The following is a 14,205-nucleotide window of genomic DNA, read 5'->3' on the forward strand; positions in this document are numbered from 1 at the left end:
CCAGTGGTCATGTGCGACCACACACAAAGGCCGCACATATGGAAGCAAGCGATCTGATCAAAAAAAATCTGCAGAAAACACTTGCAAGCGGGAGCCGTCCACATATGGGAACTGCTTCCGGAGCCGTCGAAGTGGGAGAAGGACCGGCGCCTCCGATGGCGGGTAACGGGCCCGCTGGCCGGGGAAGTTCCGTCCAAGGGTTCCCCTGCCGGTACTATGACCGGCGCGTGCTGGAGCACTCTAAGGGGCGCGTAGGCGACGCATGTGTTGCTCTGCCAAGGGCAACCCCGGTGCCGAGGCCTCCCAAGCGGAACGGACGGGATGAAAAGTCGCCGGATGGGCGGTCTTCGGAGCGCAGTCACTACTTTTGATGAGCGTTCCGATGACCGCCCGTCTTCCCAACCATTTCAATGGCCAGACTCAGATGAGGGCGTGGCAAGGAGCAACCGCAAGGAGGTGATACATGGGCAAGCATAAACGGACGTCAGCGGGCAAAATGATTTCGTTCTCGCAGTTCCGAAGCCGTTGCCGACAGTCCCTTTGGAAAGGCGACCGCGGAGAGCCCAACAGACCGACGAGCAACATGCTGCGGAATGGGAGATGAACAAGCGGACACATCGGCGTTGGGTGGTGATGCTGTCGCTTTTTCAGGCAATGGCAACTGTTTATGGCTACCACAAGACGTGCAAGAAGCCGCAATGCCGCCGCAAGCTCCGCTGCACCGGAATACGGCTGCCGGGGTCGAAGGACAATTATCCAATTCCCCTGTTTCCCTTTTGCGGTACCATCGATATGGCCGAACGGGTCCGTAAGGGAGGTGGTTGAGATGTCCGCCATAATGAACACGAACCATTATGTCCTGGTCGCCCCAGACGGCAGCTTACATCCCAGTCCGGAAATGATAGAAGACGAAACATGACAACGAAACCGCGCATCACCATTCTATATTGCACGCAGTGCAGCTGGCTTCTTCGCTCCGCCTGGATGGCGCAGGAGCTGCTGTCTACCTTCGGCGCCGATCTCGGCGAAGTGGCGCTCATCCCCGGCACCGGCGGTGTGTTCGAGATCCGTGTGAACGGCGATCTGATCTGGGAGCGCAAGCGCGACGGCGGCTTTCCCGAGGCCAAGGTGCTGAAGCGACTAGTACGCGATATCGTCTGGCCGGAGCGCGATCTCGGGCACTCGGACGGGCATAAGAAATCCGGGGTCCCCATCAGCGACGAGCACCGCGAGGAGCTTAAGGGTGGGGCAAATAAGTGAGTAAGCCGGAGATTACAACGACCAAGCTCGACGACGCGGCGCGCGCCGGCTGGCTCTATTATGTTGCCGGCAATACGCAGGATGAGATTGCCGCCAAGCTTGGCATTTCGCGCCAGTCGGCGCAGCGCATGGTGTCGCTCGCCGTCTCGGAAGGGCTGGTCAAGGTCCGGCTCGACCATCCGATCGCCCATTGCCTCGATCTCGCCGAACAGCTGAAGCAGCGATTCGGCCTGAAGATGGCGGAAGTGGTGCCGACCGACCCGGGCTCCACATCGACGACGCTTGGCGTTGCCGATGCGGCAGCGGCAGAGATGACGCGCTGGCTCCGGTCGGACGCGCCGATCATCCTTGGCATTGGCACCGGCCGCACGCTGAAAGCAGCGATCGAGCAGCTGTCGCCGATCGAATGCCCGCAGCACAAGGTCGTCTCGCTGACCGGCAATATTTCGCCCGATGGTTCGGCGGCATTCTATAACGTCATCTTCAACATTGCCGACAAGATCAAGGCGCGCTCCTTCCCGATGCCGCTGCCGGTCATCGCCTCCTCGCCGGCGGAGCGCGAGCTCCTGCACAGTCAGGCGATGATCCGCCCGGTGCTGGAATTGTCGGCACGCGCGAACGTGGCGTTTCTCGGTATCGGCGACCTTGAGGAGGACGCGCCGCTCTTCATCGATGGCTTCATATCGCGCGAGGAGCTGAACGCCCTGCGCACAGCCGGAGCCGTGTGCGAAATCATCGGCCGTGCCTTCGACGAGAACGGCCAGCCCATCGAGGGCCTGACCAATGACCGCGTCGCCAGTGCGCAGATCCCGCCGCGCGACACCGCCCTCGTCATCGCCACCGCCAAGGGGCCGAAGAAGCTGCCGGGCATTGTCGCAGCGATAAAAGGCAAGCTTATCAATGGCTTGATCACAGACGAGTACACTGCCGAAACCCTGCTCGCCCGCTAGATACCATCCAATTGTTGCAATGCAGCGACGAATTGCTCTTGACTTGTTTCGTCGTTGTGTGAGTATTTGCCCATACAACAAGCAATTGCTCATAACATTCGGGAGGAATGAGATGTTATCAAGAACGCTTCTGCTCGGAGCCGTGTCTGCGCTCGCGCTCGGCGGTGCAGCCCATGCCGAGACGCTGACCATCGCCACGGTCAACAATAGCGACATGATCCGCATGCAGAAATTGACCGAAGATTTCACCAAGAAGAATCCGGATATCCAACTCGAGTGGGTGACGCTCGAGGAAAACGTGCTGCGTCAGCGCGTCACCACCGACATTGCCACCAAGGCTGGCCAGTACGACATCGTGACGATCGGCACCTACGAAGTACCGATCTGGGCCAAGCAGGGCTGGCTGCTGCCGCTTGACGGCCTCGGCGATAGCTATGACAAGGCGGACCTTTTGCCGGCTATCAGCGACGCCGTTTCGGTGGACGGAAAGCTCTATGCCTCACCGTTCTACGGCGAAAGCGCCATGGTCATGTACCGCAAGGACCTGGCCGAAAAGGCTGGTGTGACCATTCCGGAGAAGCCGACTTGGGACCAGATCGCCGAAGCGGCGAAGAAGATGACCGACAAATCCACCGAGACCTACGGCATCTGCCTGCGTGGCAAGGCCGGCTGGGGCGAAAACATGGCGCTCTTGACGGCGACGGCCAATTCCTATGGCGCACGCTGGTTCGACGAAAAGTGGACCCCGCAATTCGATCAGCCGGAATGGAAGAAGGCGTTGCAGTTCTACGTCGACCTGATGAAGGAAGCCGGCCCTCCCGGAGCGTCGTCCAACGGCTTCAATGAAAATCTTGCGCTGTTCCAGACCGGCAAATGCGGCATCTGGATCGACGCAACGGTTGCCGCCTCCTTCGTGACCAACCCCAAGGAATCCAAGGTCGCCGATCAGGTTGGCTATGCACTGTTCCCGACCGGTGGCGTCGAGAACCACGGCAACTGGCTCTGGGCCTGGAACCTCGGCGTGCCGGCGGGCACCCAGAAGGCGGAAGCAGCGCAGAAGTTCGTCTCCTGGGCAACGGACAAGGCCTATTCCGAGCTCGTCGCGAGCAAGGAAGGCTGGGCCAACGTTCCTCCGGGCACGCGCAAGTCGCTCTACGCCAATCCGGAATATGAGAAGGCGGCTCCCTTCGCCAAGATCACGCTTGATGCGATGAATGCGGCGGATACGAGCAAGCCGACCGTGAAGCCGGTACCCTATACGGGTGGCCAGTTCGTCGCCATTCCTGAGTTCCAGGGCATCGGCACGGCTGTCGGCCAGCAGTTCTCCGCGGCTCTCGCCGGCTCCGTCAGCGTCGACCAGGCTCTGCAGAGTGCGCAGCAGCTGACGACTCGCGAGATGACCAAGGGCGGCTATATCAAGTAGGATCCTCCTGGCTCCGGACGGCTCCTGACGCGAATGTCAGGGGCCGCCCGGGCCTCCGTTTAGAGACCCGCTTTTCAGCAATCGCTGCATTGGAAACCCGACCATGGCTACGCTTCAGACACGCGCGACTGCCCGTTTTATGATGTCCCCCGCCGTCATCCTGCTGTTTCTTTGGATGATCGTGCCGCTTGTCATGACCCTGTATTTCTCGTTCCTGCGCTACAATCTCTTGATGCCGGGAACCGAGGAATTTATCGGCTTCCTCAACTATCAATATTTTCTTACCGACCCGGCATTCTTCACCGCGCTCAAGAACACCCTGGTGCTGGTCGGTGGTACGTTGCTGATTACGGTGATCGGCGGCGTATTGCTGGCGCTGGTGCTTGACCAGCCATTCTTCGGACAAGGGATTGTCCGGCTGTTGGTCATCGCGCCCTTTTTCGTCATGCCGACCGTGTCTGCGCTGGTGTGGAAAAACATGCTGATGCATCCGGTGAATGGCCTTTTTGCCTGGATCGCTCGCACGTTCGGACTCCAACCGATCGACTGGTTCGCCGAAGTCCCGATGTTCTCGATTATCCTCATTGTCGCCTGGCAGTGGCTGCCGTTCGCGACGCTCATCCTGCTCACTGCCTTGCAATCGCTTGACGGCGAACAGATCGAGGCGGCGGAGATGGATGGCGCAGGGGCGCTCTCGCGCTTCTTCTACCTGGTGCTGCCGCATATGTCGCGGGCGATCACTGTTGTCATCCTGATCCAGACGATCTTCCTGCTTAGCGTCTTTGCGGAAATTCTGGTGACGACCAATGGTGGTCCGGGCATCCAGACGACGAACATCACCTATCTCATTTATGCGCAGGCGCTGCTGCAATTCGATGTGGGTGGAGCTTCGGCCGGTGGTATCGTAGCGGTCATCCTTGCCAACATCGTCGCATTCTTCCTCATTCGCCTCATCGGCAAAAATCTGGAGAGGTAGAGCCATGGCCCGCGCAGTAACGACACGACGCAAGATGACATTCACCATCATCGGTTGGGCGATCGGCCTTCTGATCTTCTTCCCGATTCTGTGGACGTTCCTGACCAGCTTCAAGACCGAAGGGACCGCGGTTGCAACGCCGCCGCAGTTCCTGTTCTTCGACTGGACCTTGGAAAACTACCACGAGGTGCAAAGCCGCTCCAACTACATGAAGCACGTGACCAATTCGGTGGTGATCTCGGTCGGATCGACATTGATTGGCCTTGCTCTCGCCATCCCGGTTGCCTGGGCCATGGCGTTCTCACCGACAAAGCGGACCAAGGACGTGCTGATGTGGATGCTTTCCACCAAGATGATGCCGCCTGTCGGTGTCCTGGTGCCGCTCTACCTGATCTTCCGCGATTGGGGCCTGCTCGATACGCGTCTCGGCCTCGTTGCGGTCCTGACAATGATCAACCTGCCGATCATCGTCTGGATGCTCTACACCTATTTCAAGGAAATCCCGGGCGAGATCCTCGAGGCGGCCCGCATGGATGGCGCGTCGCTGATGAAGGAGATCGTCTACGTGCTGACGCCGATGGCGGTGCCCGGTATCGCATCGACCATGCTTCTCAATATCATCCTTGCATGGAACGAGGCATTCTGGACGCTGAACCTTTCCGCCGCCAATGCCGCACCGCTCACCGCGTTCATCGCGTCCTACTCAAGTCCAGAAGGCTTGTTCTGGGCCAAGTTGTCGGCTGCATCCACCATGGCGATCGCCCCCATTCTCATCATGGGGTGGTTCTCGCAAAAGCAGCTGGTTCGCGGCCTGACGTTCGGCGCGGTGAAATAGGATTTCAGGGAGGATATAATGGGAAGTATTACGCTCCAAAAAGTATCGAAGTCATTTGGAACAACCTCGGTCATCCCGGAAATCGACCTCGAAATCAACGATGGCGAGTTCGTTGTGTTCGTTGGTCCCTCCGGCTGCGGTAAATCGACCCTCTTGCGGATGATCGCTGGCCTTGAAGACCTCAGCGGCGGCCGCATCGTCATCGACGGCAAGGACATGTCCAATGAGGCACCGGCAAAGCGCGGCCTGTCGATGGTATTCCAGTCCTATGCACTCTATCCGCACATGAGTGTCTACGGCAACATCGCCTTTCCGCTGAAGATGGATGGCCAGGACAAGACGGCGATCGATAAGAAGGTCAAGGACGCGGCCCACATCCTCAACCTCACCAACTATCTCGACCGGCGGCCGGGTCAGTTGTCCGGCGGCCAGCGCCAGCGTGTTGCAATCGGACGCGCCATCGTGCGTCAGCCCAAGGCGTTTCTCTTCGATGAACCGCTATCCAATCTGGACGCTGCGCTGCGCGGTAACATGCGGCTCGAGATAAGTGATCTGCATCACCAGCTGAAAACGACGATGATTTACGTCACCCACGATCAGGTGGAGGCGATGACGATGGCTGACAAGATCGTCGTCCTGAATGCCGGACGCATCGAGCAGGTTGGATCACCACTCGACCTCTACCGTAGCCCGAGGAACGTCTTTGTTGCAGGCTTCATCGGTTCCCCCCGGATGAACCTTATCGAGGGGCAGGAAGCAGCCAAGCAGAGTGCCGTAACCCTTGGCGTACGGCCCGAGCATATGCGTATTTCGAAAACTGAAGGCACATGGAAGGGCATCGTTGGCGTAACCGAGCATCTCGGCTCCGACACGTTCATCCACGTGCAGGTCGACGGCGTTGGCAAGATCACCGTGCGAACCGATGGCGATTTCAGTACCGAATTCGGCCAGCAGGTATATCTCACGCCAGAGCCGGCGCGGCTGCACCGCTTCGATGCGGACGGCCAGGCAATCTGAAATGATAGGCAATTTGAAATGAACAGACTGGAAGGCAAGACAGCATTCATCACGGGATCGGCGCGCGGCATTGGCCGGGCGTTCGCTGAGGCATACCTGCGTGAGAGCGCGGCCCATGTGGTGATTGCTGACATCAATCTGGAACGTGCGCAAGAAACCGCGAGGGAGCTTGGTGCCGGGGCTTATGCGGTTCGCCTCGACGTTACGGATCAGGCGTCGATCGACGCGGCCGTCAGCGAGACGGTCACGAAGTTTGGCGGGATCGACGTGCTCATCAACAATGCGGCCTTGTTCGATCTGGCGCCGATCGTTGAAATCACCCGCGAAAGCTATGAAAAGCTCTTTGCCGTCAATTTTTCCGGCACGCTGTTCACCTTGCAAGCCGTTGCGAAGGCGATGATTGCGCGCGGCAAGGGTGGCAAGATTATCAACATGGCCAGCCAGGCCGGACGACGCGGCGAACCGCTGGTAGCGATCTACTGCGCGACCAAGGCTGCAGTGATCAGCCTGACCCAATCGGCCGGGCTCAATCTTATCGAACACGGCATCAATGTGAATGCGATGGCGCCGGGTGTGGTCGATGGCGAGCACTGGGAAGGCGTCGATGCGCTCTTTGCCAAATACGAGAACAGGCCACGCGGTGAGAAAAAGCGCCTGGTCGGCGAAGCTGTTCCTTATGGCCGTATGGGTACCGCCGAGGACCTGACCGGCATGGCGATCTTCCTCGCAAGCAGCGAAAGCGATTACATCGTTGCCCAGACCTACAATGTCGACGGCGGCAACTGGATGAGCTGACGTTTTCCTGCGCTGCGGCAACCGCGGCACAGGTGCACCTTATGTGAAAGAGGGGTGAAGCCCGATGACTGTCAAACTTTCAAAGGCCACGCTGCAACAATTGCCGCAGAATGTCGGTGTTCCTCGCTATGACCAGTCCGATCTGAAGGCCGGGATCATCCATTTTGGCATCGGTAATTTCCATCGTGCGCATCAGGCTGTCTATCTCGATGAATTGTTCAATGCGGGCACTGACCATGAATGGGGCATCGTGGGTGCCGGAGTTCTGGCCTCCGATGAAACCATGCGGCAGAAGCTGCGGGAACAGGACTGGCTGACCACGGTCGTCGAACAGGACAGTGGCCACAGGACAGCTCACGTCACCTCCTCGATGATCGACTACCTGAAACCCGGCGAGGCGGCGAACACCATTACCCGGCTTGCCGATCCCGAGATTCGTATCGTTTCGCTGACAATCACGGAGGGCGGGTATTTTATCGATCCTGCTTCCGGCGTTTTCAATCCGGAACATCCGGCAATCGTCGCCGACGCCGCCAATATCAAGGACCCGAAAACCGTTTTCGGCTTGATCCTGGCTGGTTTGATCCGCCGTCGCAGCGACGGCACAGCCCCATTCACCGTGATGTCCTGTGATAACATACCGGGCAATGGTCACGTGACCAGCGATGCTGTCAGCGGTCTCGCCGCTCTCGTCGATCCGAGCTTTGCCGATTGGATCAAGGCCAATGTCGCGTTTCCCAACAGCATGGTCGATCGTATTACCCCGGCAACAACGGACCGCGAACGCAATCTTCTGGCGACGGATTTCGGTGTAGAGGACAATTGGCCGGTTTTCTGCGAACCGTTCAAGCAATGGGTGCTGGAGGATCACTTTCCGACAGGACGCCCTGCGTTGGAAAAGGTTGGCGTGACTTTTGTCCGGGACGTGGCGCCGTATGAATTGATGAAAATTCGCATTCTCAATGGTGGCCATGCCGCCATCGCCTATCCGGCAGCGCTGATGGATATCCACTTTGTCCATGAGGCCATGGAGGAACCGCTGATCCGCGATTTCCTGATCAAACTTGAGTCAGAGGAAATCATTCCGGTCCTGCCGCCGGTTCCGAACATGCCATTTGATGACTATTTCGCTCTCATTGTCAGACGCTTCTCCAATCCCAAGATTGGCGACACGATCCAGCGCCTTTGCCAGGACGGCTCCAACCGCCAGCCGAAATTCATCCTGCCGACAACTGCGGACCGTCTCAAGGCTGGCAAGGGTATCACTGGACTGTCACTGGTTTCGGCTCTCTGGTGCCGGTTTTGTGCCGGAACGACCGACAGCGGCAAGCCGACGAACTATCTTGATGCGAGTGAAGAACGATTGAGGGTCGAAGCATTGAAGGCGAAGGATGATCCGAAGGCGTTTCTTGCGATGAACGATATTTTCGGCGATGTTGGGACGTCTCCAGTTTTCGTCGAATCGTTCTCAAGCATCCTGCGGACACTCTGGGACAAGGGCGCGCGTGAAACCTTGAAGCTCTATCAGTTCAACAAGCTTTGACAAATGGCAAAGCCCGCTCTTGTCATATTCGATTGTGACGGTGTTCTGGTCGACAGCGAGCCTATTTCCATTGCGGTGCTACTGGACATGATCGCCAAAAGCGGGACGACATTATCCGAGGATGATGCGTATGACCGTTTCCTCGGTCGTAGCATGACAACAATCAGCAAGATTCTGCACGAAGAGTACGGCTTTGCTGCGAGCGAGGCCGACCTCGATGAGATGCGCGCCAATCTCTTTGCGCGCTTTGAACTGGATTTGAAGCCGATCCCAGGTATTGCCGAGACATTGAGGCGGCTCGACGTGCCGCGCTGTGTTGCCTCATCAAGCCAGCCCGACCGCATTCGGTTGTCACTGTCACTGACTGGCCTGCTCGGCCTTCTCGATCCGCATATCTTCAGCGCAACCATGGTGAAGCGCGGCAAGCCGGCCCCTGATCTCTTCCTCTTTGCAGCCAAAACCATGAAAGTTGAACCCCGTGATTGCCTCGTGATCGAAGACAGCCCGGCCGGGATTGAAGCCGCGAAGAGTGCGGGCATGCGTGTTTTTGCATTTACAGGCGGGACACATTCGCGAGGCGGACGATTGGAAGCGGCACTTGCGTCCCTCAAACCAGACCGTATATTCGACGACATGTTGCAATTGCCGGGCTTGCTGGAAGCCACGCCGAAAGTTCGTTGATGCCGAAATTCGTCTGTGCGGTCGATGTTGGGACGGGAAGCGCGCGTGCGGGCATTCTTGACGCAATGGGAAACCTCCTCGGCCGCGTTGAACATCCCATCTTGATGAACCGTCCGCTTGCCGATCATGCAGAGCACGATTCGGAAGACATCTGGAAATCTGTCTGCATCGCGGTGCAAGGTGCCGTTGCGGCCGCCAGAGTCAGCCCTTCCGATGTCGCAGGGATAAGCTTTGACGCAACCTGTTCCTTGGTCGTGCGCGACAGGGAGGATACGCCGCTCACGGTTTCCACCACAGGAGAACCACGCTGGGATACAATTGTCTGGCTTGATCATCGCGCGTTGACGGAAGCCGATGAGTGTACGGCCACAGGTCATGAGGTCCTGAGTTTCCTTGGCGGCGTTATGTCTCCGGAAATGCAAACCCCGAAACTGATGTGGCTGAAACGGCATTTGCCGGAGACATGGAACAAAGCCGGCTATTTCTTCGATCTCGCTGACTATCTGACCTGGAAGGCGTCAGGTTCGCTGGCGCGATCGCAATGCACGCTGACCTGCAAGTGGACCTATCTCGCGCATGAAAGCGGGGGCTGGCAGTCTGATTACCTCAAGACAATCGGCCTTGAGGATATGATCGAGCGCGGAAATCTGCCGCAGCATGCGAGCCCCATGGGAGCCTTTGTCGGCGCGCTGACGCCCGAGGCCGCCAAAGCCATGGGACTGACCACCGACTGCCGTGTTGGAGCCGGCCTGATCGACGCATATGCGGGTGCGCTCGGCGTTCTGGGCGGCTTTGCCGGAGATCTTTCGGAAATTGACCGACACCTTGCCCTGATCGCGGGAACGTCAAGCTGCTTGATGGCTCTGTCACAGGAGCCGGTTTCCTTCAGTGGTGGCTGGGGACCTTATTATGGCGTCGCGCTCCCGGATTGCTGGCTGAGCGAGGGGGGGCAGTCGGTGACCGGCGCCTTGCTTGATCATGTCATTCGCTGGCACGGCGCAGTTGGTGAACCCAACACTGCCCTCCACAAGAGGATCACCGACCGGGTGATGGAGCTGCGTGAAAAGGAAGGTCTGGACCTTGCTGGCAGGCTGCACGTTCTACCGGATTTTCACGGCAATCGTTCGCCGCTCGCTGATCCGCATGCCGTGGGTGTGATCAGTGGCCTTACCCTCGATGCTTCGTTCGACAGCCTCTGCCGCCTTTACTGGCGCACTTCTGTTGGGATCGCACTGGGGGTGCGCCACATTCTCGATGCGCTGAACGACAAAGGCTATGCGATCGACACCATGCATGTCACCGGCGGACACACCAAGAATCCGCTGCTGATGGAGCTTTATGCGGATGCCACAGGCTGCACCGTCATTACATCCGCCGCCGAAGATGCGGTTTTGCTGGGCACAGCCATGGTGGCGGCGACAGCGGCGGGGCTCTATCCCGATTTGCCATCCGCCTGCATCGCAATGAAACAGGGCGGCTACCCGAGGCAGCCAAACGCCGATGCACGTAAGCGTTTCGACCGCGACTATCGCATTTTCCTTGAGATGCATGCCCAGCGAAAGGTACTGGACACGCTACAATAGATCAGTGCGCTTCTTCCCAGTTGTTGGCGGCGCGGGCGTCGACTTGGAGCGGCACTGCAAGCGAGATGGCAGGCATCGCGGCGTTCTGCATGACGTCCTGAATAACCGGGATCGTCGCTTCCACCTCCACTTCCGAGGTTTCGAAGATCAACTCGTCATGCACTTGCAGGAGCATGCGCGCCGAGAGCTTCGCTTCGTTCAGGGCGGGTTCCATACGCACCATGGCGCGCCGGATGATGTCGGCTGCCGAACCCTGAATTGGCGCGTTGATCGCGGCACGCTCGCTAAATGCCCGATGTTGCGGATTGGATGAGCGAATCTCCGGATAATGCGCGCGCCGGCCGAAGATCGTCTCAACATAACCGTGCTGACGGGCAAAAGCCTTGGTCGACTCCATGTAATCCCGGATACCCGGAAAGCGGTCGAAATAGGTGCGGATATACTGGCCGGCCTCCTCGCGCGGGATCGACAGCTGGTTGGCAAGCCCGAAGGCCGAAATGCCGTAAATGATGCCGAAGTTGATTGCCTTGGCGCGGCGGCGCACTTCGGACGGCATGTCCTTGACCGGAACACCAAACATTTCCGATGCTGTCATTGCATGAATGTCGATGCCGTCGGCAAAGGCCTGGGTGAGTTGAGGTATCTCGGCGACATGCGCCAGAACGCGCAATTCAATCTGACTGTAGTCCGCAGAAATCAGCTTGTTGCCGGGCTCTGCGATGAAGGCGGTGCGGATCTTGCGGCCCTCGCTGGTTCGCACCGGTATGTTCTGGAGGTTTGGCTCGGATGAGGAGAGTCGACCGGTCGACGTTGCGGCCATGGCATAGGACGTATGCACACGTTTCGTCCGTGGGTTGATGTAGCCAGGCAGAGCGTCGGTATAAGTTGACTTCAGCTTGGTCAGTTGGCGCCAGTCGACGATCTTCCTTGGTAGCTCGTGACCTTCTGCAGCGAGGTCTTCAAGGAGTTGAGCTGAGGTAGACCATTGGCCGGTCTTGGTCTTGGACCCGCCGGGCAAACCCATCTTGCCGAACAGGATGTCACCCATCTGCTTCGGCGAGCCGATATTGATCTTTTCTCCCGCAAGTTGGTAGATTTCCTCCTCGATGGCTGCTGCCGATTGGGCGAGATCGCCGGACAAACGCGACAGAATTTGCCGGTCGACGGAAATGCCGCGTTCCTCCATACGGGCGAGCACGGGGATGAGGGGCCGTTCCAGCCGCTCGTAGACCGATACGAGCCCATCCGCAACAAGACGGGGTTTCAACAAGCGCCAGAGACGCAAGGTGATGTCTGCGTCTTCTGCCGCATACTCGGTGGCGCGCTCAATGGCGACCTTGTCAAAGGTGACCGACGATTTGCCTGAACCAATCAGGTCCTTGTAGGCGAGCGGCGTATGCCCAAGCCAGCGGTCGCAAAGGCTATCCATGCCGTGGCTGCCTTCACCGGCATCAAGCACGTAGGAGATCAGCATTGTGTCATCCACGGGATGAAGATCGATCCCGTGGCGATGCATGACGAGCCATTCATACTTCATGCTGTGCGCGATTTTCAGAACGGAACGGTCTTCGAGGAGCGGCTTCAATAGACGGAAGACATCCTGTTCAGGTATTTGATGTTCCACCAAACCTCCGCCAAGGAGGTCACCATCGCCGGACTTGTGGTTGATGGGGATATAGGCAGCGCGGCCGGGCCGGGTGGCGAGTGACAGGCCCACAACTTCCGCCTGCATCGGATCGGCGGAGTTGGTCTCCGTATCGAAAGCGACGATGCCGGACGCCATCGCCTCATCGATCCAAACCTGCAACGTCGCCATATCGCGGATGGTTGCGTATGCGCTCCGATCAAACTTCGCCGCAAGGATCTCGTCGGTACGCGATTTGGCAAGATCAGCAGGGGTAGCTGCACCATTTGATGCCGACTGCTTTGGCGATCCCACTGCCAGATTTATTGCCGGCGATGCTTCGCCGATCGTAGCTGGAGCGGACGCAATGTCGACGTCGGGTCCATGTGCCTCGGCTACCGCTTCTATCTTGAGAGGGGCGGGTTGTATCGCGCTCGCGTCGACACCAGTTGCTTCCGCCGCCCGCTTGATCAGCGAGTTGAATTCCATCGTTTTCAGGAATGCGATGAGCTTCCGTCCGTCCTGCGGTTCCAGGCTGAAGTCTTCGATGCCGACATCGATTGGCGTGTCTTTTTTCAAGGTCACGAGTTGACGCGAAATGCGGGCTTGCTCCGCGTATTGGAGAATGTTCTCGCGTCGCTTCTGCTGCTTGATCTCACCAGCGCGGGCCAGCAGTTGGTCAAGATCGCCGAATTCCTCGAGCAACTGCGCCGCCGTCTTCGGTCCGATGCCCGGAATGCCTGGAACGTTGTCCGTCGAATCGCCGGTCAGCGCCTGCAGGTCGATCATCTTTTCCGGCGGCACGCCCCATTTCTCAATGACGTCCGGAATGCCGATCTGTTTGTCCTTCATGCTGTCATACATCGACACGTTTGGCGTGACGAGCTGCATGAGATCCTTGTCGGAGGAGATGATGGTAACCTCGGCGCCTGCCTCCTCGGCCATGCGCGCATAGGTTGCGATCAAGTCGTCAGCTTCGAATCCTTCCTTTTCAATGCACGGCAGATTGAAGGCCTTCGTTGCCTGACGAATGAGCCCGAATTGCGGGATCAGGTCTTCAGGCGGTGCTGAGCGGTTCGCCTTGTATTCCGGATAGATCTGCTTGCGGAATGTATGCGACGAATAGTCGAAGATAACCGCAAAATGTGTCGGGGTATCGCGCACCGAAGTGTCCCGGGCTTCCCGGAGCAGCTTCCACAACATATTGCAGAATCCCGAGACAGCACCGACGGGTAATCCATCGGATTTCCGGGTGAGCGGCGGGAGCGCATGGTAGGCCCGAAAGATGTAGCCGGACCCGTCGACGAGGAAGAGATGATCACCTTTTTTCATGGGCGATAGGATTAAATGATGATCTGCAAAAAGGAAATGAGCAGTCTATTTCTTTCCCCGAAAGTTCACGAAAGTGCGGGTCCATACTGACAAATGAGCATCACGCGTTTGTTACAAAGATGTAATGTCCAATGCCCTTGAATTGCCACGGTTTGCCCCCCAAATCCTAAGTGTCGACGTTAGATC

12 protein-coding genes are annotated in these 14,205 nt (G+C 58.2%); 11 read left to right on the forward strand and 1 reads right to left on the reverse strand.

Features of this window, described 5'->3' with window-relative positions:
* Positions 1 to 600 precede the first annotated feature (600 nt).
* From CU102_RS17040 to CU102_RS17090, 11 genes are all read left to right on the forward strand, one after another.
* Complete coding sequence (locus CU102_RS17040; protein WP_106712306.1) at positions 601 to 825, forward strand: hypothetical protein; 225 nt, start codon at positions 601 to 603, stop codon at positions 823 to 825.
* Positions 826 to 915: 90 nt separating this feature from the next.
* A complete protein-coding gene (locus CU102_RS17045) occupies positions 916 to 1,260 on the forward strand; it encodes an Rdx family protein (RefSeq protein ID WP_106712307.1) in 345 nt (114 codons plus the stop codon).
* Positions 1,257 to 2,210: a sugar-binding transcriptional regulator gene (locus CU102_RS17050; RefSeq protein ID WP_106712308.1), complete on the forward strand. Its 954-nt coding sequence runs from the start codon at positions 1,257 to 1,259 to the stop codon at positions 2,208 to 2,210. Before CU102_RS17045 ends, CU102_RS17050 begins: the two co-directional genes overlap by 4 nt.
* 112 nt (positions 2,211 to 2,322) lie before the next feature.
* Complete coding sequence (locus tag CU102_RS17055) at positions 2,323 to 3,633, forward strand: ABC transporter substrate-binding protein (protein WP_106712309.1); 1,311 nt, start codon at positions 2,323 to 2,325, stop codon at positions 3,631 to 3,633.
* A gap of 103 nt (positions 3,634 to 3,736) precedes the next feature.
* Entirely contained in the window at positions 3,737 to 4,609 is an 873-nt protein-coding gene (locus CU102_RS17060) for a carbohydrate ABC transporter permease (RefSeq protein ID WP_106712310.1), read from the forward strand.
* 4 nt (positions 4,610 to 4,613) lie between these two features.
* Positions 4,614 to 5,444, forward strand: a complete 831-nt coding sequence (locus CU102_RS17065; protein ID WP_106712311.1) for a carbohydrate ABC transporter permease — start codon at positions 4,614 to 4,616, stop codon at positions 5,442 to 5,444.
* Positions 5,445 to 5,462: 18 nt separating this feature from the next.
* Positions 5,463 to 6,461, forward strand: coding sequence for an ABC transporter ATP-binding protein (locus CU102_RS17070; protein WP_106712312.1), 999 nt, complete (start codon positions 5,463 to 5,465; stop codon positions 6,459 to 6,461).
* A gap of 18 nt (positions 6,462 to 6,479) precedes the next feature.
* Entirely contained in the window at positions 6,480 to 7,256 is a 777-nt protein-coding gene (locus CU102_RS17075; RefSeq protein ID WP_106712313.1) for an L-iditol 2-dehydrogenase, read from the forward strand.
* A gap of 64 nt (positions 7,257 to 7,320) precedes the next feature.
* On the forward strand, positions 7,321 to 8,799 hold the full coding sequence (locus CU102_RS17080; RefSeq protein ID WP_106712314.1) for a mannitol dehydrogenase family protein: 1,479 nt from the start codon (positions 7,321 to 7,323) through the stop codon (positions 8,797 to 8,799).
* Positions 8,800 to 8,802: 3 nt separating this feature from the next.
* Positions 8,803 to 9,480 (forward strand): HAD family hydrolase, encoded by a 678-nt coding sequence (locus CU102_RS17085; RefSeq protein ID WP_106712315.1) that lies wholly within the window; start codon positions 8,803 to 8,805, stop codon positions 9,478 to 9,480.
* A complete protein-coding gene (locus CU102_RS17090; protein WP_166648481.1) occupies positions 9,477 to 11,063 on the forward strand; it encodes an FGGY-family carbohydrate kinase in 1,587 nt (528 codons plus the stop codon). The genes CU102_RS17085 and CU102_RS17090 overlap by 4 nt, the downstream gene beginning before the upstream one ends.
* A 1-nt stretch (position 11,064) precedes the next feature.
* On the opposite strand, the gene polA is transcribed toward CU102_RS17090, so the two are convergent.
* Positions 11,065 to 14,019 carry a DNA polymerase I gene (polA, locus tag CU102_RS17095; protein ID WP_106712317.1) on the reverse strand — a complete coding sequence of 985 codons (2,955 nt, stop codon included), beginning with the start codon at positions 14,017 to 14,019 and terminating at the stop codon, positions 11,065 to 11,067.
* Between the last annotated feature and the right edge of the window lie 186 nt (positions 14,020 to 14,205).

This window comes from Phyllobacterium brassicacearum, from assembly GCF_003010955.1.
Taxonomy (GTDB): domain Bacteria; phylum Pseudomonadota; class Alphaproteobacteria; order Rhizobiales; family Rhizobiaceae; genus Phyllobacterium; species Phyllobacterium brassicacearum.

What these genes read in the sequence shown, in the direction of transcription:
- CU102_RS17040 (WP_106712306.1), top strand. Translation starts at nt 601, where the DNA reads ATGAACAAGCGGACACATCGGCGTTGGGTGGTGATGCTGTCGCTTTTT.
- CU102_RS17045 (WP_106712307.1), top strand. Translation starts at nt 916, where the DNA reads ATGACAACGAAACCGCGCATCACCATTCTATATTGCACGCAGTGCAGC.
- CU102_RS17055 (WP_106712309.1), top strand. Translation starts at nt 2,323, where the DNA reads ATGTTATCAAGAACGCTTCTGCTCGGAGCCGTGTCTGCGCTCGCGCTC.
- CU102_RS17060 (WP_106712310.1), top strand. Translation starts at nt 3,737, where the DNA reads ATGGCTACGCTTCAGACACGCGCGACTGCCCGTTTTATGATGTCCCCC.
- CU102_RS17065 (WP_106712311.1), top strand. Translation starts at nt 4,614, where the DNA reads ATGGCCCGCGCAGTAACGACACGACGCAAGATGACATTCACCATCATC.
- CU102_RS17070 (WP_106712312.1), top strand. Translation starts at nt 5,463, where the DNA reads ATGGGAAGTATTACGCTCCAAAAAGTATCGAAGTCATTTGGAACAACC.
- CU102_RS17075 (WP_106712313.1), top strand. Translation starts at nt 6,480, where the DNA reads ATGAACAGACTGGAAGGCAAGACAGCATTCATCACGGGATCGGCGCGC.
- CU102_RS17080 (WP_106712314.1), top strand. Translation starts at nt 7,321, where the DNA reads ATGACTGTCAAACTTTCAAAGGCCACGCTGCAACAATTGCCGCAGAAT.
- CU102_RS17085 (WP_106712315.1), top strand. Translation starts at nt 8,803, where the DNA reads ATGGCAAAGCCCGCTCTTGTCATATTCGATTGTGACGGTGTTCTGGTC.
- polA (WP_106712317.1), bottom strand. Translation starts at nt 14,019, where the DNA reads ATGAAAAAAGGTGATCATCTCTTCCTCGTCGACGGGTCCGGCTACATC.